The sequence below is a fragment of the Hyphomonas sp. TMED31 genome, assembly GCF_002172815.1.
Lineage (GTDB): Bacteria > Pseudomonadota > Alphaproteobacteria > Caulobacterales > Hyphomonadaceae > Hyphomonas > Hyphomonas atlantica.
Map to the genome: position 1 here is coordinate 1 of NZ_NHCK01000092.1, position 22265 is coordinate 22265.

The 22265-nt window shown below is 53.1% G+C and carries 16 protein-coding genes; 2 read left to right on the top strand and 14 right to left on the bottom strand.

From position 1 onward, the window contains the following. From CBB91_RS13015 to CBB91_RS13080, 14 genes are all read right to left on the bottom strand, one after another. The coding region (locus tag CBB91_RS13015; protein WP_273014483.1) for a Wzz/FepE/Etk N-terminal domain-containing protein at positions 1–987 on the bottom strand (987 nt) is incomplete at its 3' end. A gap of 17 nt (positions 988–1004) precedes the next feature. Beyond that, the gene (locus tag CBB91_RS13020; RefSeq protein WP_345906877.1) at positions 1005–1664 is read right to left on the bottom strand and encodes a polysaccharide biosynthesis/export family protein; all 660 of its coding nucleotides are present in this window, start codon (positions 1662–1664) and stop codon (positions 1005–1007) included. Between the two features lie 231 nt (positions 1665–1895). After that, entirely contained in the window at positions 1896–3803 is a 1908-nt protein-coding gene (cysN, locus tag CBB91_RS13025; protein ID WP_273014487.1) for a sulfate adenylyltransferase subunit CysN, read from the bottom strand. Continuing rightward, complete coding sequence (gene cysD, locus CBB91_RS13030; RefSeq protein ID WP_273014488.1) at positions 3803–4732, bottom strand: sulfate adenylyltransferase subunit CysD; 930 nt, start codon at positions 4730–4732, stop codon at positions 3803–3805. Before cysD ends, cysN begins: the two co-directional genes overlap by 1 nt. Positions 4733–4855: 123 nt before the next feature. Further along, positions 4856–7195, bottom strand: coding sequence for an AGE family epimerase/isomerase (locus CBB91_RS13035; protein ID WP_345906878.1), 2340 nt, complete (start codon positions 7193–7195; stop codon positions 4856–4858). 62 nt (positions 7196–7257) lie between these two features. Beyond that, the gene (locus CBB91_RS13040) at positions 7258–8247 is read right to left on the bottom strand and encodes a glycosyltransferase (protein WP_273014491.1); all 990 of its coding nucleotides are present in this window, start codon (positions 8245–8247) and stop codon (positions 7258–7260) included. Continuing rightward, complete coding sequence (locus CBB91_RS13045) at positions 8244–9098, bottom strand: sulfotransferase (RefSeq protein ID WP_273014493.1); 855 nt, start codon at positions 9096–9098, stop codon at positions 8244–8246. The genes CBB91_RS13040 and CBB91_RS13045 overlap by 4 nt, the downstream gene beginning before the upstream one ends. Then, entirely contained in the window at positions 9095–10444 is a 1350-nt protein-coding gene (locus CBB91_RS13050) for a lipopolysaccharide biosynthesis protein (RefSeq protein ID WP_273014495.1), read from the bottom strand. Before CBB91_RS13050 ends, CBB91_RS13045 begins: the two co-directional genes overlap by 4 nt. Before the next feature lie 49 nt (positions 10445–10493). Continuing rightward, the gene (locus tag CBB91_RS13055) at positions 10494–11654 is read right to left on the bottom strand and encodes an acyltransferase (RefSeq protein ID WP_273014497.1); all 1161 of its coding nucleotides are present in this window, start codon (positions 11652–11654) and stop codon (positions 10494–10496) included. 6 nt (positions 11655–11660) lie between these two features. Next, positions 11661–12788 carry an O-antigen ligase family protein gene (locus tag CBB91_RS13060; RefSeq protein ID WP_273014498.1) on the bottom strand — a complete coding sequence of 376 codons (1128 nt, stop codon included), beginning with the start codon at positions 12786–12788 and terminating at the stop codon, positions 11661–11663. 1538 nt (positions 12789–14326) lie between these two features. Next, the gene (locus CBB91_RS13065) at positions 14327–15607 is read right to left on the bottom strand and encodes a glycosyltransferase family 4 protein (RefSeq protein WP_273014500.1); all 1281 of its coding nucleotides are present in this window, start codon (positions 15605–15607) and stop codon (positions 14327–14329) included. Next, positions 15604–16875 (bottom strand): nucleotide sugar dehydrogenase, encoded by a 1272-nt coding sequence (locus CBB91_RS13070; protein WP_273014502.1) that lies wholly within the window; start codon positions 16873–16875, stop codon positions 15604–15606. Before CBB91_RS13070 ends, CBB91_RS13065 begins: the two co-directional genes overlap by 4 nt. Before the next feature lie 138 nt (positions 16876–17013). Further along, entirely contained in the window at positions 17014–18153 is a 1140-nt protein-coding gene (locus tag CBB91_RS13075; RefSeq protein ID WP_273014503.1) for an acyltransferase, read from the bottom strand. Positions 18154–18217: 64 nt separating this feature from the next. After that, on the bottom strand, positions 18218–19663 hold the full coding sequence (locus tag CBB91_RS13080; RefSeq protein ID WP_273014505.1) for an exopolysaccharide biosynthesis polyprenyl glycosylphosphotransferase: 1446 nt from the start codon (positions 19661–19663) through the stop codon (positions 18218–18220). Between the two features lie 711 nt (positions 19664–20374). Here CBB91_RS13080 and CBB91_RS13085 point away from each other — a divergent pair. Together CBB91_RS13085 and CBB91_RS13090 are read left to right on the top strand one after the other, a co-directional pair. Beyond that, positions 20375–21322 (top strand): hypothetical protein, encoded by a 948-nt coding sequence (locus CBB91_RS13085; protein ID WP_345906879.1) that lies wholly within the window; start codon positions 20375–20377, stop codon positions 21320–21322. Positions 21323–21446: 124 nt separating this feature from the next. Next, entirely contained in the window at positions 21447–22223 is a 777-nt protein-coding gene (locus tag CBB91_RS13090) for a metallophosphoesterase (protein ID WP_273014509.1), read from the top strand. Positions 22224–22265 lie beyond the last annotated feature (42 nt).

Below are 22265 nucleotides of genomic sequence, written 5' to 3' on the forward strand. Positions count from 1 at the left end.
CTCCGTCATTTCTGAATACTCAGGACGGTAAATCTCGAGCTTGTTCTGGTACTCTGTGTCCAGTTGGAAGCGCTGCTCCCGCAACTTTTTCAGGTCTGGGCTGTCCAGAACGTCCAAGGTGATTGGGCTATTTTCCGCTTCGATGTATTTCTGATACGCGGCAATACGTTCGGATTCTGCTGTTGCGAGTTCTTTGTTCAGGGTAACGATGGTCTCGCCATCCAGGGAAAAGATGGAACTGTTGCCACCGAAATTCACCAGTCCTTGTTCTGCGGCATAGCTGGCGAGCAAGGANTCNGAATCTTCCAANGANAGGCGTGCNGANTCCAGCCTGTCCTCCACAAAGTGTCGCGCATATGCGGTCGTGTTGTATTTTCGTTCGAGGCTCGTCTGAATGAAATTTTCGACCAGCGTATTGGTAATACGCGCTGCGTCTTCCGGGTCCGGAGAGGAAACCCGCACGGCAATCAATCGCGAGAGCCCCTCAACGTTCACCCGCAAGTTCTGCGATAGATATTGGGTTGCGGCATGAACCCGATCTTGTTGTGGCAGTGTCTGGTCGGCATAGACCGGGTCCTGGTCCAGATTAAGCTGTTCGACCACGCGTTGGGCGAGTTCCCGGCTTTTCAGCAAGGCTGACTGTGTTTCGACAAATTCCGGATCAGCCTGAACCTGNGGAGTAACAGAGCTCTCCGAGAGGACTTGAGCTGCGTGTTTGGCAATCTCGATCGTTGCCTTTGCGCGATAGAGGGGAGGAACCAGTAGTGTGCTGAGATATCCAGCCGTGAGGCCGATGATCAGCAATGACATGATCATCCATTTGCGTTTGAAAATGATCTGGACAAGCGCGCGCAACTCAATCGCGTACTCGTCCGACTCAGGCGCTTCCCCGTACCGGTTCGCCGTCGTGGGTACAGGTGCGCTGTTTCCCACCACGCTGAGATTGCCGGGATGACCATCTCGGCCGTCATAGATTCCTGTCGACATAATTGTACGCTTCTAAATTACCAGATGGGCCGGAAAGCGGCGAGGAGAGGACCGGTACGGACGATATCCAGGAAGGCGCTGCGGACCATCGATCCGTCCATGATGATAAGGTCATTTCCGTAGATGGGTGGGTCTGCGGCTTCACCCTCGCGGATTGCNACAAGGTCAAACGTNGCCATCAGGCGTTGGCCGTCAACCCGGCGAACGATGACTGCGCGTCTTTGGTTGGCATCGTCTGCAGCGCCACCGGACAGTGCGACCGCNTCCAGCAAGGTCAGGCCTGGACGAACATCATACGTGCCGGGGGATTCCACGGCGCCTTCAACGGTGACCTGTTCAATATAGGCCGGTGTCAGAGAGGCTACGACGTCTGGTGAGCGAAGGTAGGATTCGGCAAGCCTGACTTCGATCANTTCTGCTACTTCCAGTGCGGTCAGACCTAGAAGGTTCATGTCACCGAGCANGGGAAGCTTTGTCCGCCCTTCAATGTTAAGCGTATAGNTGCCGTCGAGATCTGGCAGGTCGAGAACCTTGATTTCGATCTTGTCCAGCGGCCCAGCGCGAAAATCTGCTGAGCGAACCGGAAACGTATTGTCCGGCAATGGCAGTGCATAGGATTCCAGATTGCCCTTGCCGGATGACGAACATCCGGCAAGCACCGCAAGAGCAGATATCATTGGAAGATATCTCATACCCCACCTCTTTGGTTAAGTGTTACGCTTGTCTCTCGTGCCCACCTGGTCAGGTGGTTAGACGATGACAAATCGTGAGTGCCTGCCCCTGTGATAGGGCGATACCCTAACGTGAAGAAGTCACCAATTCGGGTTACCCGGTTGAGGATTTGGCGAGCAAAAAAGTCTATTCATTTCATCTTTCGATCATACGTTTACGGATTGTGCGGAAAGACTTCAAATCTTGAGCAGTTCTTTCTCCCTGAGGTAGTTCAGAATCACTTCAGCGGCTTCTTCGGGCGAGTTGTTGACGGTGTCGATTTTGAGTTCGGGGTTGAGGGGGGCTTCATAGGGGCTGTCGATGCCTGTGAAGTTCTTGATTTCCCCGGCGCGGGCCTTCTTGTAGAGGCCCTTGACGTCGCGGGTTTCGGCGACGCTGAGTGGCGTATCGACATGGATCTCGATGAACTCGCCCTCGGCCATCATGTTGCGGGCCATCTGGCGTTCCGAGCGGAACGGCGAGATGAACGAGACCAGCGTGATCAGGCCGGCATCCGACATCAGCCGGGCAACATTGGCGACCCGGCGGATATTCTCGACCCGGTCGGCATCGGTGAAGCCGAGATCGCGGTTGAGGCCATGGCGGACATTGTCGCCATCCAGCGTGAACGTATGCCTGCCCTGGGCATAGAGCAGTTTCTGGAGCGCGTTGGCGATGGTCGATTTGCCCGAGCCNGACAGGCCGGTGAACCAGAGCACAGCCGGTTTCTGGCCNTTCTGCTCTGCCAGGGCCGAGCGGTCGACATCCATGGCCTGCCAGTGGATNTTGGAGGCCCGGCGCAGGGCAAAGTCGATCAGGCCGAGGCCGACCGTGTCATTGCTCATACGGTCGATCAGGATGAACCCGCCCATCTCGCGATTGACATCATACGGATCATACGGGATNGCCTGGTCGAGCGACAGGGTGGTGACCCCGATCTGGTTCAGGTCCAGCGTCTTGGCCGGCACATCATTCAGCGTGTTGACGTCGATGCCGTATTTCGGGGCGTTGACCGTGGCGGTGACCGTCTTGGCACCGATCTTCAGCAGGTAGCGCCGGCCGGGCAGGAGCGGGGTCTCGCTCATCCACAGGATGCGGGCCTGGAACTGGTCGGAGACTTCCGCCGGNTCCTCGGCCGAGACCAGCACGTCGCCGCGTGAACAGTCGATCTCGTCATCCAGGGTCAGCGTGATGGACTGGCCGGCGATCGCCTCGTCCAGNTCTCCCGTGGCGGTAACGATGCGCTGGATGGTGGATTGCTTGCCGGAGGGCATGGATTTGACCCGGTCGCCCGGCTTGACCGTGCCCGCCGCGATCTGTCCGGANAAGCCGCGGAAGTCGAGGTTCGGGCGGTTGACCCACTGGACCGGCATGCGGAAGGAGGCGTTCAGGCGGCGGTCGCCCACGGGCACCGTCTCCAGATAATCCATCAGGCTGGGGCCATCATACCAGTCGGTCTCGTTGGACTTGCTGGTGATGTTGACACCCTCCAGGGCAGACATCGGGATGGGCTGGATTTCCAGATCGGTCGCCAGCTCGTCTGCGAAGGCATAGAAGTCATCGACAATGTCGTTATAGACATCCTGACTGTAGCCGACGAGATCCATCTTGTTGATGGCCAGGACGAGCTTGCGGATGCCGAGCAGGGTGGTGATGAAGCTGTGACGGCGCGTCTGGGTCAGGATGCCCTTGCGGGCATCCACCATCAGGATGGCAACATCNGCCGTCGAGGCGCCGGTGGCCATGTTGCGCGTATATTGTTCATGGCCGGGCGTGTCGGCGACGATGAACTTGCGCTTGTCGGTAGCAAAGAAACGATAGGCGACATCGATCGTGATGCCCTGCTCGCGCTCGGCGGTCAGGCCATCGACCAGAAGGGCGAAGTCGATGTTCTCGCCCTGTGTGCCGACTTTCCGGGAATCATTCTCCAGCGAGGCCAGCTGGTCCTCGAAGATCATCTTGGCATCATACAGAAGGCGGCCGATCAGCGTCGACTTGCCATCATCCACCGAACCACAGGTGATGAAGCGGAGCAGGGATTTGTGCTCATGNTTCTCGAGATAGGCGGCGATATCCGATTCAATCAATTCATCATTGAGGCGCATCAGAAATAGCCCTCCTGTTTTTTCTTTTCCATGGAGCCGGACTGGTCGGCATCGATCACGCGGCCCTGGCGTTCGGAGGTCGTGGTCAGCAACATTTCCTGGATGATGTCTTCCAGCGTNTCNGCCGTGCTTTCCACGGCGCCGGTCAGCGGATAACAGCCCAGCGTGCGGAAGCGGACGGATTTGGTGACAGCTGTCTNTGCCAGCTCTGCCGGCATCCGGTCATCATCAACCATGATGTCGACCCCGTTCCAGTTCACGACCGGGCGCGGGGCGGCAAAGTAGAGCGGCACGATCTCGATGTTCTCGCGGCGGATATATTGCCAGATGTCGAGCTCGGTCCAGTTTGACAGCGGGAAAACGCGCACGCTTTCGCCCTGGTTGATGCGCGTATTGTAGACATTCCACGGCTCCGGGCGCTGGCGCTTGGGATCCCAGCGATGCTCGGCAGACCGGAAGGAGAAGATCCGCTCCTTGGCGCGGGATTTTTCCTCATCGCGCCGCGCGCCGCCAAAGGCCGCATCGAATTTGTACTTGTCCAACGCCTGCTTCAGCGCCTGTGTCTTCATCACATCCGTATGCACCGCAGAGCCATGACTGAACGGGCCAACGCCCTCGCGCACGCCGTCCTCATTGACATGGACCAGAAGATCGAAGCCCAGCTCCTTCGCCTTGCGATCCCGGAATTCGATCATCTCCCGGAACTTCCAGGTCGTGTCCACATGCATCAGCGGAAANGGCGGACGAGACGGATAAAACGCCTTCATCGCAAGATGCAGCATCACAGCCGAATCCTTGCCAACCGAATACAGCATCACAGGGTTCTCACACTCAGCTGCAACTTCTCGTATGATATGAAGACTTTCAGCCTCCAGCCTGTCGAGGTGGGTGCCGATGCCAGTGCGATCTGGGGGCTTAGAGGCATTCATGTGTTGAGCTCCTGAATGAGAAGATAGCGCCTGCTGACTAGCAGAGCAGGTGAGTANCAACGAGCAAAGCAAGCCCGTCGTGCCGCTATCGATAGTAAGAGATTTTGAGTGGAAGTCTTTGTCTTAAAGCGCGCCGAGCGCTGTCATGAAGTGGTAAGGCATACTAGCCGGCAGCAAGGTGCCAGAAGGGGCATAATCCGGCTCCAGACGGTCGTACCAGCTGGGTGTGCCCTCAATCAGATATAGTGCGAACAGGCGCTCCAGCTCGCGATCGGCTTCTCCGGGAGCGGCCGTTTCAGGGAAGCGAAGTCTCGCACGGAACCGTTCCAGCTGCGGCCAAAGTCGTTTGGTTGGCAGAACAGGATCACCCGTACGGCTCACCCCGTCAAAGGAAAATCCTTGTTCGTCCCGTCCGAACCGGTCAGCAAACAGAATAAGCCGGCGCGCCCAGCTTGCTGTGTCACGCCCTGTCAGCCGCTGTACTTCCGACAGCAGCCAAGCCCACTCATAGCAGTGGCCCGGTTCTATGGGAGCGCATTCTCCCGCGCGGTCAATCGACCAATCCTGTTCGAACACTTCATCCAGTGCGCCGGTTCTATTGTCGAACATGTGGGATTCGAACAGTCCGCACAGTAGATCGATCCGATCTCGAGCAATTGGGTCTCCACTGGCCTCATACCAAACAAGGCTGGCCTCCAGGAGATGCATGTGCGGGTTTGCCAATTTCTTGCCGTCNGCGGTCTCTGGGCTTGTATAGCCGGGGCCATCGTCCCGCAAATATGTATCTATGAATTCAAAGGCTTCGACCGCAAGTCTTTCGGCTGTGTCGTCCCCCGTTGCATCGAAGGCACGAGAGGTGCCCAGCGCGACAAAGGCGTGATCATACAGGTCCCGGCGGGTATCAAGTGGTGTCTGGTCCGGCGCAAGGACGTGCGACCATCCACCTTCTGGAGACCGGGCGGGACCATCAATGAATTTCAAGCCCTGATCGACGAGGCGGCTTGCAATGCCATCCTTGTCCCACCCAATTTTCAAGGCCGTAGAGAACGTGAAGACTTGCCTCGGCGCGACTCTGCCGCGTCTGGGCTTTNCCGTTTGTGGGCAAAGGTCACCAGCAAGCGCTTCTACAAATCCCCCATTCTTTTCATCCCACCCATACTCGCCCCAACACGGCAACATCGCGTCTCGAATGAATGCTCTGGCGCGGGCGGTTAGGTCTGGGTTGAAATTTGGCGCTGTCGTTCGGCTGGCGGCCTCAACCGCGCCGCGAATGCCTGCGGCGCTGTCCAGTCGGCTGACCAGAACACCTGAGGGTGATGCGGCGACAACGATGCCTTCAAGATCGTGGACGGCGACGCGAGGCCCGGTGGANTAAACCAGATTTCCGCGGCTACCGGTCTCTGCAGTTGGTCCACTGAGGAGGCTTTCTCCTGAAGGGGCGCGAATGGCATGGAGNGCCCGGAAATCTCCCAAGTCNGTCCANTCCATGGCAACCGGTACGACCATGACGTTGTCTGCCTTNTCCATGATGGCATAGTCGATGCTTATGGAAGGTGCTTCGGAAAAGGATTTGCGCTGGAACAGGCGTTCTTCCCCAATGGAAAGAGGGCCCGTTGTGGGAAGGGAATTTCGTACACTGTTCAGGATATNTGGCGCGTGGATCTCCAGAGCTTCGATCATGGAGCTGGCCTTGAAGAGAAATATCCCGGCGTTCCAGAGGTGGCGCCCGCCATCCAGGAATGCTTTCGCCGTCGGCTCGTCCGGCTTTTCGACGAAGCGGGACACTGGAGCAGCGGGAAGTTCGGCGTCAGCAGTCGAGTTCAGCTCAATGTATCCATATCCGGTCGCGGCATATTCGGGGTGTAGTCCGAATGTGACGAGTGCGCCGGTTGTTGCGGCTTCGACGGCGCGGGAAAGAGCTTCATGGAACGCAGGAACATCGCCGATATGATGATCAGCGGGCAGAATGAGTACTAGGTCGTCGCTATCAGCTGATAGAGCCGCCGCGGCAACAGCGGGGGCAGAGTTTCGCCCGAAGGGCTCCAGTAGGAAACCAGCGCCTGGAAGGTGTTGGCGTAGCAGAGATCTCCATTGAGCTCCGGCAATGGCCACGACGGGCGCAACCGGGGTGCCACTAATGTTATTCGGTAGTCGATTTGCCGTTTCCGAGATCATGGCGTGCCGACCAGACAGTACATGGAATTGCTTCGGCATTTCNCGTGTGGAGAGCGGCCAGAGCCGTGTTCCGGAGCCACCACAAAGGATGAAAGGGCGGACGGTGTGTGTGTTGGTAAGCATCGTTTTCCTGCCTGAGACAAAGTGGATGGATGTGGCGAGACGAAAGGGCGCGACCGTCCAGTGCGACTGGGCCGTAGCGCTCATGGGAGGAGTGCTTTTGGGTGTCGGTTGCCGANGGCGATTGCGCGCAAAGAAGGGTNCGGGGCCGTTTAGGGACCCGCGCATCTGGTCTNAGCGGCTTGCCAAATAGGTTGCCGCCCTAGTTCGACGAATACTTTGGTTTTGGATCAGCTCTGCAGGGACAGAGCTTGTTTCATGTTTTGCGCAAGTTCGTTTCGTAGGAATTCTTTTCGGGCAATTGTGCGTTCACGCAGTTTTTGTGAATTCGAAACGGCTGTGGAGACGGCGATGGCAAGGCTATCGATATCTACTTCAGCGTAGGTCCCGGCGTCTTCCAGAACGCTTTCAATAGTTTGCGATCTATTGGTAATAACGGGCACACCCAAGCTCAGAGCCTCATGCACCGCCGCCTGCATGATGTAGTCACGATCTGACACAGTGATGATAGCAGAACTGGCGCACATTCTCTGAATGTAGTCGCCGTATGGTACGAATCCTAAGAGCTCAACATTTTGTGGCATGTCAGCAGAGGAAAGCCCTGCTTTCCTGTAGTTTCCGGTCACCTGGAACAAAACGTCTGGATTGCTCTTCATGGCACCTAGTAGAACATCTATGGGCTCGTCATCTTTAAACGAACAAATAACCAACACGGATGGATTTCCCGGAGCGGCTAAATACTCCGTTCCATCGAAATTGCTTGGCAACGCTGTNAGATAGAATGGCTTTCCGCCCCACTTCTCTATAACCGCCCCGTCGACCCGGTTATGGCAGATAACGAAGGGAGCACGCTTGGCAATAAAGCGGAACAGAGGGGTGAACCTGCTCCAGAACTTGCTTGTGATTCCGCCGGAATGAAAGTCAAGAATGATATCGGTGCCGCTCACAAGGGCTGCCAGTTGCGCTGCCATTGGTGCAAATGCGGGCAAGTTCATGACAATAGCGAATTTCGGGCGTTTCAATAGAACCAGNCAGAATGTCAGCCAGAAAGACAGAGCATATCGAACCGCTTTTCCAACCGGACCGTTGCCGACTTCAGGCCAGATCAACTTGAGGTCTGCACCGAATAGATCAGCTGTCGTACTCGAACGATAGCATTCGGAACGCCATGCTATCATCATGATCGACTGCTCTTGAGTATTTGGTCGAGAATCGGTCACGCCATCACCTCGTCCATGGCGGAGTGAGCAACTTCCAAAAGGTAGTGGTAATCAGTGTAGTCTATGACTGACTGCAGCTGTTCGCGTTGCTCGTCGGAAATGTGTTTTGACGTTCTATCGAGCGGTTTGACGTGCTGGCCTGCCGTATCGAGCTTCCAGGATTCATCAGCTCGAACGATGCTTTCAAGTACTTCGTTTCTACGGGCCAGATCCTCGCGGCTCAGGCGAAGGCCCAGCCTTTTCGCNAGTTTCGTCATCGTTGTGGTGGGTTCATGCAGAAGGTCTTCGTACACAGCAACCGTGTGGTTCTGGTTTCCGCACTTGCTGCGAGTAATTGCGATTTCTTTCTGCCACCGCTTAAGCGCTGCTTCAGCATCGTGTTTCTTTTGCCATAGCTGAGAGGCATTGGACATGGAAGCTGCCACGGATACACCGTCTCTTATGAGATGAATGAAGTGTACATCCTTTCCTTCACGGGCGGCCGCTTTNTCGATCAGATCAGTATAAAGCAGATGACGTGGTGTTTTCTCCAGCCAGGCACACTTTCCACTCGAACTTCCGGCGTTGTCTAGAGCCTCAAGAAAGTACGCAGCAACGGCCTCACGGCTTAGTCGTTCGGAAGCAGAAAGGTCTGGTGGGAGACAGTTGATTCCNATCTCGTTTTCTTCAAAGAAGCGTGTAACTTCTCCGAGTGGAGAGCGATGNGCAGGCAGCGCAGTGTGACGGACTGAAAAGCTTCTGGAAAAGAGGTGACTTTCCTTGAAGGTTACGATGTCTGGAGAGCACCCGATCATGCTTTGTAAAAGTGTTGTCCCGGATCGAGGGGAGCCAACTAGAAAAATGCGCTTCATGATTTGAATCCTCGTTTGGCAAAAACAATTGTGCCCCAGATTGAGGGATCGTATTCGGTGTGTTTTCGAGCAGCTCGCCACAACAGCACGTTCCACGTAACGATACCGCCCGCCGCTGCGATAGCTGCACCAATCATTCCGAATTGCCACGCAAACAGAAACATGGCGGCAGCTGTAAACGGCGCAGTCGTGATCATGATCCTTGCATTGATCTTTTCATGTCCTGTCATGTTGAGCATAACGCCGACACTTCCAGTCGCGGCGTTGAATAGCTGCCCAAACGCCATGACGATCAGAACCCATTTACCGTCTTCGAACTGGCTTCCAAATATTGAGAGAATAAGCTCAGGGAACAGTGCGCAGGCGGCGAACATGACGAGCGCAGGCGTGAAAATTACGACCGATGAAACTGCCAGATACTGTGTGAGTTCAGCTTTCTTGTCTGCTGCATACAGCTTTGAGATATTCGGACCGACGATCAGATTTAGAGAGGAAAGTACAAAGCCGAGGAGTTCTGATGTTCGAGACGCGGCGAAGTATATGCCAGCGGCGGCGGGGTTCAGAAGGAGTGCTACGATAACGACGTCAAGTGTTCTGAACGAAATTCGAGACATCAACAACAACCAGATCGGAATGCTGGTGCTCCACCAGGATTTTTGGTCGTAGTCAGGAGTTGCCGATTTGATCGCGCTAGGGAGTGTAGAGTGCAGATGCCAGTGTTGCCAAAGAGCGAACACCGAGAGTGAAAGAGCCGACAGCACGAGCAGGATGGGAAGCCTCAGGTGCGCTGGGCAGTACACAAAGAGCATGAAGGCAAAAAGTGGAATGCAACTTCGCCATATGACATCCTTCGGAAGCAAAGCCGGGAGGATCTGGTCGAAGCTTCGCATAACTGCGCTTTGTACATCCGTCAGCGCAAATGCGGGCAGCACCGCCAATCCCAANAACCATACGTATCCGGTGGGAAAATAACCCAACCATGCGGTAGTCGCACAGGCNCCTCCAAGCACGGTAGATGTAACCAATGCGATGAGAAGNACACCGCGCTCCGAGTACCGAATGATGCCGTGTGCTTTCCCTTGTTCTTGATGAACCTGGTATTCTCCCAAATATCGAATGGCTGTAAGCGTCGATCCAAATTGTACNGCTACAGCCCCGAACCCTACCGCGCTCATGATCGAACCGTAGATTCCAAAGTCGCTTAAAGACAACCAGCGGGCAAGGCAGATCACTCCGACATAGTTCATCCCGGCTGCGAACACTCGCAGCATAAGGATAAGGCCAGCTTCACCNGCAAACTTTTTGAGCANCNGGTTCTTGAGCGCTTTGGCTACAATGGCTTTCATGCAAGAAANTCCTGTGCAANTACGGNAGGATTTTAAANTCAGTGGACTGTCAGTTCGCGACCGCAGAACCAAAGCGACGCCGCAGTTTTGATATTGGACGCAACAATGCTTGCTCGGAAATGTACGCAGCTACGTACGAAAAGATCAGGGANCCGATGACGATGGCGATGTTGATACGCCAATCTCGGTCAGGAAAAGTGCCGTTCGCTTCCGCATGTCGNATGAACCATATTGGGAAGAGGTGCCAAAGGTAGATACCGTAGGACAATCGACCCGTTACCCTGAACAAGTTGGATTCGAGTATCTGAAATATCGGTCGAACGATATCCTTCGCAGTGTACAAGGCATACGTTCCAGCAAAGAGGGCGATACCTTGCACAGTAAACTTCCAGACATGCTTAAAGAGATCTGTACGCAGCAGTATAGACAATAGGATTCCCAGTGCCGAACACAGTAACAATAACAGCGTCACTGGGGCGGGTTGTATACCGAACAACTTTCCCTTGCGGGCGAAAAGAGCAAGCAGGCAACCATAGATGATTGAGTCAAAACGGGTTTCAGTTGCACGATCAGTGTATATGCTCGCATAAGACTCGAGCTGTGGATTGATGTATTCAAATGCAAACAAGCGATAGGCAGGCGCGATGATACAAAGCGCAACAAGCACCCAGAAGAATACATCCAGCCGCCGCCGAAACATCCAGATGAATGACGGCATAATCAGGTAAAAGTGTTCCTCCACCGAAAGTGACCAAAGGTGGCTGAACGTCAGGGGCGTGTCTGGAGTTTCAGTCGGGAAGAATATCCGCACGTAATTCTGAAAGTAGAATAGAGAGCCCAGGGTATCGAGCCAAGGGACTGAATAGAACTGGAAGGACACCAAGGTACAAACAAGCACGAAGAAGTAGAGTTCAGGCGAAAGTCGCAGGTAGCGGCGTATATAAAATTGCTGAATATTGATTGTACGAGACGCATCGATTTCGCTGATGAGCAAATTCGTTATCAGGAAGCCACTGATAAAGAAAAATACGGTTACGCCAAGATCACCGGGTACATATCGAGCAAAGCCAGCATGCGCGATCACCACGAGCAACACAGAAATGGCACGCAGTCCATCAAGACCCGGAATATAGTGCGATGACGTACCTTTGATTGATCTTTGATAGATAGAGAAGTCGGTTCGTTTGAGAGTGGTCAGCAGTTTTGGCACGTGTGCTTAAGCCTTCGTCGGGTGCTTCCATCCAACAGTGTTGCTGTCGATGGCGCTGGGTTTACTGAGTGAGTGGACGTCTGCCTTTTGAAGAAACTGGNAGGAGACGACNATGAGCATAAACAGGAAGGAGAGGTTGTTTCCTTGAAACAATCCGAACTCAAACGTNGACCGAGCCAGCCCGGACCAGACAATCAGAAATGCTATGCGTGAGCGAGAGTTGATTTCGTTGTGGCCGTACAGAACGAGCCCCAGACAGCGGGCCAGGTACCAGAGCACCATGCCTAATCCGAGAAAACCCGTCTGTAAAAATAGCTCAAGAAATGTGTTGTGAGCATGAGGGATTTTGAATAGCGGCAACTCGGGAACAAATCCCAAAGCAGAGCCCCAGATCGATGACGGTCCAAACCCGATTATTGGTGATCGCATAGCGACCTGAACCGCATGTTCCCAGATGATTGTCCGGCCCGTCAAAGTCATGTCCTCGCCCGATGCGAGCAACACAGTTTGAATAAGCGCTATAAATACCAGAGCCGGCACGAGAAACGCAATTGATGCCATCACCGAAGAAATCACTTTGTCTCGGAATGTTTGAACAAAAAGTTCCCATGCAAACATCACGCTGATGCTGCCAATAAGCCCCGCCGTTTTGAGGCTTGCTTCAGTCGACAGCAACAAATACGCGCTTAGCCCGGCAAGTAGGAAGCGATGAGACCGCTTGATGTATCCTTTGGAAAAAAACGATACGATAAAAGCGATGCTCATGATCTCAGCGAGACGGCTCTTATGCTTGAATACGCCCTGTGGAAGGCCTGCCAGGTTTGTGAAGGATTCCTGATCAACACCTCTCATGACGCCATAGGAAGGGAGGAAAAGAATATAGAGTAGACTTCCTGCCGCTATCACCAATAGTGCATAGAACGCAGCTTTCAAAAACTGATCATACCTGAGTGTGCTTGCAATCCCCCAAGCCGTGAGAATGGTGCACAGGAAAATCATCGCGTTGATGAACGAGAAAACGTAATCCATCGACCATGCGGAAGAGGCAATATAAAATCCCGCGAAGAGTACGATCGGCCATTGATAGTAAAGATTGATTCGAAGTGCTCGTTTGCTTTTCATCAGGCGAAGCATGAAGAACAAATAGACCGGGANAAATTTNGATGTGTTCAGTATNCGATCCGAAAATGAAATGTTNCGGTCGAATCCAGGCCCAAAGATCCACTGTTCGATGAACGCACCTGAGAATACGATTACNGNGAAGAATACCATTATACTGGATAATGATATCCTCATGCCATTTCTTGCTGTGGGATATGCATAGGATGGAGTCATTTCAGGTTTTCCATCAATGCAATGAAAACACGTCTTGAGCCATTGACGGCTCCGTTGAAGACGATTGCGGAATTGTCCCGTGTCCACGCNGGGTGAGGATCGATACGTAGCGCGGATTTTGGACCATTTATGGTTGGGGTTGCATCAATGCGAACTAATTCCTGAGCGTGCGCTCCATCAATTCCAACACGCCGAATGGGTACGCTGCCGTCTACGTAGGAAACGGGTTCGCGGGGATAAGCGTCAGTCAGGACATGNGTTTGNCCTGGGCACATGGTAGGGTGACCGGACCCNCGATGTGGTTTGCCAACATATCGAAANNTGCTGCCNTCATATTTNAANAACGCGAACCGCAANACTTCGTCGTTTGAGGTNAGCCGGAAATCAACTTTGAGTTTTGACGAAGCTTTGCGTGTCGCTTTCTCCAAAAACCGTTTNACTGGTGTGAGCAATGAACGTGGCTTGCGTTCTACCAAGTTCATGACGATCGTTTCTCCGTCTGGNCACCAATTGGGATGATGCCCGCCACGCCAGGTGGCCGCGTCGATAGCTGTGTGGATGTTCCCACCGTCACGATCGCAGGTGATGAGATAACTCTCCCGCCGCCCATTATCGCCTACCCACCGGATCACGAACATGATCCGCGTACCCTGCGGGTTCCATTTGACGTGAAACCCGTAGAANCCACCAGTTCNNAGATCAATGTCCTCAAACGTTNCAGGCTGTGCNGCGACAATTTCCGCCAATGATACCAGAAGTCGGGACTCTCCTGTCCTCGTATCGATGATGTGAATTCCGTCGCTACTGCTCGCGCCCGAATGTTTAAGACNTGATAGGTCACGAACGATGACGCCATATCCAGGTTGAACGTGGGCGATACGACGAAGGCAGGGGGATAGAGCGTGGTCTCCATCCGGAGAGACCATGTATACCGTATGCTGCAGCTTTCGTTCGGACTGGCCGAGTATGTCAACCCTCACACCGAATGGAATCCATGTGGTGGAATCCATTCGATTGAAGAAGAGGTCTGTGTCCGTTTTCCCCCATTGGGCCTGAGCCCCTAATTGGGTATCCCAAGCGGCTGTGGCAGAGCGATAGACCTCGACACCCATCACCAGGTCTATTACCACGACATCGGCGTGGTCTCCTGGGGCAGGTACTCGGTCTTCGAACGGAAACTCCGTTACCACGAGGTATCGTCCGGAAGGGCTAATGGGTGACGTGTCGAAGAATCGATGAATTGCAGGCTTGCTTCCAGGTGTCAGACAGAACACTGGAACAAGCGGATCGTGCTCCAGATACCGTGGGAAGGTGTCAGCAAGAATCGGCATTTGTAACTATCGCTCGTTCACGCGGCAGTACGCATCAATCAGTGTGTCGACTTGGAAGTCCCAAGAGAGCTCGCTCTCTACTCGTTGCCTTCCATAGGCGCCCATTCGCGCACGTTTTTCTGGATTGTCGACGAGTTCAAGGATCTTGTCCGCCATGTCCGTACTGTCATTCGCATTGGCATACAGAGATGCGTCTTGCGCGCTGTAGCGACCTTCCCGGACATCGAATTGAACAATGGGTTTTGAGAACGCCATGTACTCAAGAATCTTGTTCATCGTGGACTGATCATTCATTGGGTTTACCCGATCGGGGTTCACGCAGACATCTGCCGACGAAAGAACTTCGAACAGGACATTATCTGGCGCGCGACCGGTGAAATCGACATAGTCTTCGAGGCCGAGCGATCGACACTGATCTTTCAGCGCATCGAGGCTGGGGCCTCCGCCGACGAGGCAGAACTGAATATCCGAGCGCGCTCGTTCGAAGACGATGTGATGCGCCGCTTCGAGCAGGAGGTCGATGCCTTCCTGATCCCCCATGACTCCAACATAGCCAATGAGGAATTTACGTCCGTTCCGAAGCGAGTCATTGTTGGGCATTTGCCTAAGGCGCGTCAGGTCCGGACCAGAGCGAACAACGAACGTGTCTTCTGGTTTCTTCCCACCTCTGCTGTGGGCGATATCGCGATAGCTATTGTTTGTGCTGATCACAACATCAGCGCTTTTGAAGTTCAGTTTCTCCAAAAGAACCATCAATCGCCAGAACAAACCGCGGCGGTTGAATTTCGCTTCGTATAGTTCGGGATTGATGTCGTGATGATCAAAGATGTACTTCCGACCGAGTAGTTTGAACGGCCAGGCGACGAGGAACAGCAGGTCGGGTGGGTTACACCCCTGAATCGTATCGAACCCACGGGACACAAATATCTTCCACGCCAGCACCGTTTCCCAAAACAGTGCGGCTGAATATTCTGCGAGATAGCCAAGGGCGCCTTTTGCATCGACCGGCAGTGGATGGCGATGGATATGGACACCCTCGAGATATTCATATCGTTCTTCGAAGCCTTTTCCCGTTGGGCAGATCACGGAAACTTCCGCGCCTGCCGCGACAAGCGTCCGACATTCCTGCCAGACGCGACGATCGAATGGCAGAGGAAGGTTCTCTACGATGATCAATATTTTGCGACCTTCGAGTTTGCCTTCGTGCTTCAGGCGATCTTGCCAACCGGACTGAGCGTCCGGCTGGTGCTCGCCTTTATTAGCGCTTCGGAGATTGACGACGTTCATGCGAGCGCATTCAGGTCGACGATGTCCTGTCCTTTTGCAAGGTTCAATTGTTTGATGGTTGGATTGGCAACGATGATCCGGTCATACTGCTGGGTTTCAGCAATCTCTTTGGATACCAGTAGATTTTGCAGTGCGGGAAGTTGGGTATAGGCATAACCCAAGTTCGCGCCGACGAGTTTAGTTGCATCAACCGCCGGATCGAAGATCGACAAATCGTATCCGTCTTTCAGCAGATTTCGTGCAAGGTCAATATTTGGGCTTTCTCTCANATCGTCAGTATTCGCCTTGAAGGCCAACCCNACGAGAAGAACNTTGGCGCCCGCTTTGAGGCCTTTTGTNGTCATCTCATAAAGTCTGAATTTGTGNGCGTCGTTCGAGCGAAGTAGTGAATCGATCAAATACGTGCCAGCACCACAATCACCTGAAATGTATTGAAGCGCTCTGACATCCTTTGGTAGGCAGGATCCGCCGAATGCTCCGCCAGGTCGGGTGTAATACGGAGAAATGTTCAATTTTGTATCTGAGATGAAGATCTCGTGTGTNTTGGCAGCGCTGATACCGAGTTGCATGCAGACACGTCCGATTTCATTTGCATAAGCAACTTTTACCGCGTGCCAAGTGTTATCGACGAACTTGGTAATTTCAGACTCGCCATAGCCGACATAGAAGACTGGTGCTTTGATGTTGGCGTTCAGTTTGTCCATATTTGCACTCGGNTTCCCATCGCGCGTGCCAATGATGATCTTCGGTGGTTCGAAATAGTCTTTGATCGCCGCGGCTTCGCGCAAGAACTCAGGGTTGTAGACAAGTTCAATCGTGCGATCGAAGACTTCGTCCCCGAGTTCGGAGCGGAAAATGGGCTCNANCAATCCAGTAACCGTNCCAGGACGGACGGTAGATCTGTATGCGACGGTTAGGGGTGAACTTCTATTTGGGTCTACTGCCTGTGCGATCTGACGCGATACTTCAGCAATATAGGACATATTGTGTGATCCGTCNGGAGCGCTCGGTGTCCCCACACATACAATCGCGAGATCTACGTCGGCCAGCCTATCCCCAATGTCAGTGAAGGCGGACACTCGACCAGCATCTTTAACTTCGGTNAAAAGCTCTTGAATTCCAGGTTCGCTAAAAGGTGCGACNCCTCTGTTGATCTTGTCTACCTTCTGGCCACTGACGTCAAAGCCAATGACGCTGTGGCCCTCTGATGCGATACAGCACATTGCGGTAAAGCCGACATAGCCCAGTCCAAAAATTGCTACTTTCATACGGGGTATCCTTTGTTTGATAGTCGTNCCGTCCCGACAGAGATGTGCAGAGCTCACGCAAGGGCGTGTTCAGCGCTGACATTTCAACGTCTGTTGGGGTTGGTTCGACTGATGGGAGGTGTGGAAAGGCTCGTTGGTTCAGTGTCCAACGGAACCGAATTTTCGACGTAGTGCCTGAAAGGGAGCAAGTGCGTATCGTTCCGATAGCCAGGCTATCGGAATGGTCACGATAAAGACGATAATTACGTTAGCAACAAGAGTTCCGTATCCATTTCCGACGCCAACATAATCACCCATTGATCGCAGGTAATTACAGGGAGCGAGATGCCAAATATACATCCCATAAGACAGTCTTCCCAACAGTTTGAGGACCGGGACGTCGAGTAGACCGATAATGAAGGCTCCGAACTGGGAGAAGAACAGGAAGAACATGAACAGAATAATGGAGATATTCTGAAGCGAGTATCTGTATGTCGATCTGAACTCATGGCTCCGAATGGCGAGTGCAACGAGCATCAACGCTAGGGACGCGAACAGTATGATAGGCCACGTCTTTGAGACGAATGTCGAAACTTTCGCAAAGCGATAGCGACATACGATTGCCATTNCGCACCCGATCAAGAGGGAGTCGATCCGGCTCTCTGTTGCGACGTACGTATAAACGCTGTTTGCGTAGGAGATGCGTTCGATCGCGAAATTCTCAAAAGCGTACACGCGATAGAATGGAACAAGGATGATGTAGAGAAGTGCCAGAAAAACAAATCGGAATGGAGACTTCCGAGTTAGATAATAAGCTGCAGGCATCACGATGTAGAAGTGTTCTTCGATAGCAAGTGACCAGAAGTGTCCGACTGGAAACAAACTGGTCTCGCTCGTCCATTTGAAGATCTTTGNGTAGTTCGCGAAATAAAAGGCGGGCGCGATTACATCCATCCAGTTGATATTTGACAAGATGAGGCCCGCGGCAACCACAAACAGAAGGTATAGGTACAGCTCAGGTGTCAGTCGCAAGTAACGACGAACATAAAAGTTCCTGATTGAAAGTGCTCCTGAATTCTCCCATTCCGAGATCAGTAGGTTTGTTATGAGAAAACCGCTCAATACGAAGAAGATGGTAACGCCAAGTCCGCCGGGTATGATGTGACCGAACCCTGCATGGGCGACCATCACCAGTCCAACGGAAAAGGCCCTGATGCCGTCGAGTCCTGGAATGGAGCTCTTTTCGGCTCCATCGAATATGNAACGATAACAGCTTTGGGGGGCGCAACTTTGCGTCATAAAAATACCAGTTGTCTTGATTAGCTTAGCAAAAGCAGCGCTATGGAAGCGAGCTCAGATGTGGTTATCCACCGCGAGCGAAGAGTACTTCACGGAAAGTGCGTACAAGAATGATAAAGTCTCTCCAAAGAGACCAGTTGCGAACATACCAGGCATCCATCCGGGCGCGTTCCGCAAACGTGGTGGAGTTACGGCCATTTGTCTGCCAGATGCCNGTAATCCCTGGCCGCATGCGTTTGTAAGCAGCGATTGAGGGACCGTACTCTTCGATTTGAGGGATGGTCATAGGGCGTGGACCAACCAAACTCATGTCGCCGCGAAGAATGTTGATAAGCTGAGGAAGCTCATCCAGATTGGCTTTCCGTATGATTTTTCCAATTCGCGTAATGCGCGGATCTTTTTGTAGTTTTTGATACGCGTTCCATTCAGCGGCGACTTTGGGATCCGATGCGATCATCTGNCTCAATCGTTCTTCCGCATTCATGATCATGGAACGGAACTTCAGGCATTTGAATACTTCGCCGTTCCGACCAAGCCGTTCCTGTCGGAACATGGCGGGGCCGCCATCAAGCTTGATGAGCGATGAAATGATAATGAAGACAGGGGAGAGAACTAGAAGCATCGTGAAAGACACTGCGATGTCAAACAGTCTCTTCGTCGCGAGNGCCAAGGGCCTCGCAAGAACATCGGGCACTTCCAGGACAGAAATATCTTCAAGAGGATAGNTATGTACCTCGGCCTGGTTCGGTAGTGGGCTGCTCTGAGCAGAGAACANGAAGGGAAGCCCTTCCGCGACCAGTGATTCGAGTACCTCGTGCTGTTCCTGGTCTTCAGGCGCCGGGGCATAGATGATCACAGATCCCGAACTCGTGGCTGCCCGCATGGCATTAAGAAGGTTAGTGGCAGCATTGCCCGAGCAGAAAAACTTCTTCGTGAGCACAATTCCCAGTTCATCGTGTTTCTCAATGAGCTTTGAAACCTGGTCCGCTCTGTTTGGCGCCGTAAACAGGACAGCGTTATTCGTCCAGATGTTCGCCGANCGAAGTATATGTCCGGCAATCANNCGACNGATNATAATCAGNGGAACCAGCAACAACCAGTAAGAGAGAGTGAGNAATCGTGACCCAACCTCAACAGTCGCGAATTGTGTTGCGGCTGCGCAGATTAATGCCATTCCACAGCCGCCGAGAATTTGTCCGAGTCGATTGATCAACGCCTCTCGTCTTCGATAGTGACCCTTGGAGGTGAACCATGCGAATAGTGCGACGGTGAACACGAAGATGATAGATATGTGAAATGTAAATTCAACGGATTCTNTCGCTATGGGGCGCGCGCCCAGAAGAGGGCGAATGGCATTGCTAAGCGTAACTGAGACCAGAACCGCGAGAATCGCGGAAACGATATCTGCGTATACTAAAACAGTCGATTTCGTGTGCTGAATTAGGAAAGATGCGGGGCGATCAATGTGCTGGTCAACATCACGCGCCGGTCCGTTTGAATTCAAGAACATAGATTGCCTGTTTCCAAGACGTACAACGACTATGCATCTAGTCGTACGCGCCTACGCTGTGTCTTCCATGAGCAACGAAAGCAGTGAACGGATAAAGTGAAATCGCTTTGAGAGGCGATGACACTATTTCGGCCGCTTGCTTTCCGCAGACCGAAAACTCGTGATGGGAGTCGCTTCACGAATATCCGTCGAGAAGTATTCCTGTCGGGCTCTGAAGTTGATTATTGATGTTGAGCAAGACGACTAATGAAAAGCTACCGCACTCCCGGGTGCAAGCATTTGAGCTCACGCGGAAGTTATTTGGGTCGTGTTTGCGAGGCCTAGCTATAGAGCTGCGTAGGCGAGGTCAATGGGGAATTCGACGAAGTTTTGAAGTCAATTTTCCGAATATCAAAATTTGGTCGTTCGTTGGTCTATCCGATTGCATTTCGTGCACTGGGGGTGCTGCATCTTGCCAGCAAATTTCGACGCCATGTTCGGAGGGTGCGCGAGATATATAGAAGACGGCCCACTAATATAGTGGATTTCCTAGAATTCAGTAGGCAGAAATAGTTCTTTCTTCTTTCGCTATTCTGCGGTTGGGAAGTGCCGTTTTTTGGACGTGGTACTTCTTTCGGCTACCAGATGCGTTACCCCATCGGGTTGATCCCCTGAAGGCGGTCCGCTGCTAGTCTCGATCTATCGAACAAGAATCAGAGGCGGGTGGATACAATGCAGCCGGTGCGAACTACCGTAGAGCATTTAAGTGCGAGTTCGGATGAATGGTTCGACATTGCAAATTCGGTTGAGGTCGTCCTGGATCGAGCAAGCCCTGCGTCAAGACTTGATATCGTTCGCCAATTGCAGGTGGCCGGTCACAATGACTGGACAGTGCTGCCTGGCGGCGAGCCAGGTGACTGTCGTCGTTTTCTCCTCGCGATGATTGATGGTGGACATAGTGTCAATGCGTCCGAGCATACCGTGAAAGCCGCGATTCAGCGCCGATTGGATCAAGTCCGTATCTATCTGAAACGCATCGGACCGGACATGGAAGGTGTGGTCCTTTATGTGGATAGGTCGCATTTTATGTGGCGTGGCGGATTGAAGTCACCAGCGTACCAGATCTGGTGCGAGGCGTGGTGTCGGTTTCGCGCGATTCTAAAAGAAACCCGCCCGCAAATGAATGTCCGGATTGTCTTTGCCCGGCCGGAGTCGTCAGAATTTGATATTTGTCATTTTGGAATAGATGGTGCCCCGGTCGGTGGGCGGCGTCTGCTAAATTGGTGGCGAGACGCAAGCATAAATCACAGGCATCAGTTCCGGGAGCGGATTTTGTTGGCTCGTCGTTTGGGCGTGATGGTAGATTTCGAATGCAGTTACATTCATGAGAGTTCGGCCTCGTTTGATGTGCGGCGGCCTTGGTGTCCTGTATTGGAGTTTGGGCGGTCTTCTCAGCGCCCTGGCGATACGGATATCCAGCGTGTGAGGCTGCATCTGGATCCAGGACAAGATATGCCGTTTGTATTTGATGGGCAAAAGTACAATTGGGAGCATCGCATGGACATTCACCTCGTCGAGAGAGGTGACGAGGACGAGCAGTTTGTTTGGCGCCCGGCAGATATGAGTTTGTTTTCTCTTGACCCGAGCCTTTGGCTCGTGCGGTCGGGCGCCCTGGTCTAGGTTATCTTGATGGGGTGCTCGAATGGGGGGGGGGCTGAGCCTATCCGGAGCCNANTTTAGACCTCCGGTGCCCTTCACNTNGATACCGTGGTCTTGCAGAACAGGCGCTAGGAAACCATCGTCCATGTTCCCATTCGATTTACTGAANCGATCATCCAGTCCGTCCGGCTCNCCCGGAAAGCGCGCTTATGCGATTGGTGATATTCATGGATGCTTCGACTTGCTTCTGGATCTGGTCGCGCAGATCGAGGACGACAACGCGCGGCGAGCGCCAAAGGAGCTTGCCCTTGTGTTTCTCGGTGATCTGATCGATCGCGGGCCNTCTTCACGATCCGTGGTGCAGTTTCTGCGAGACGAATTATCTGTGCGGCACACATGCCATTTCATCGCCGGGAATCATGAAGAAATTCTCGTCCGCGCGTTAAGCGGCGAAACGCAGCTGATTAGACCCTGGTTGCAACAGGGCGGCTTGGCGTGTGCGGAGAGTTACGGTGTGCAAAGCCGTGAGCTGCGTGATCTGGATGAGTTCGAGCTGCGTGAAGTTTTGCTATCCGCCATTCCATCTGACGATATTCAGTTCATGTCCGGATTTCATGACTATGTGCGCTTTGGCGATTACCTTTTTGTGCATGCTGGGATCCGTCCCGGGATTCCATTTGAGCATCAGACACCGCAGGACATGCACTGGATAAGAGAGCCTTTCCTGAGGTCGCGCATCGATCATGGTCTTGTGGTCGTGCATGGTCATACGATTAGTCGCGAGGTGGATACCTGTGCCAATCGGATTGGACTGGATACNGGCGCGTATCGGAGTGGTGTTCTGAGCGCGCTGATGATTGATGGGCAAACGCGGCACATACTTCAAACTTGTTCTGCTGACGTGTCAGAACCTGCCGTCTGACCCCCAAATGGGGGAATGGTGACATGATGGTTGATTGGGTAT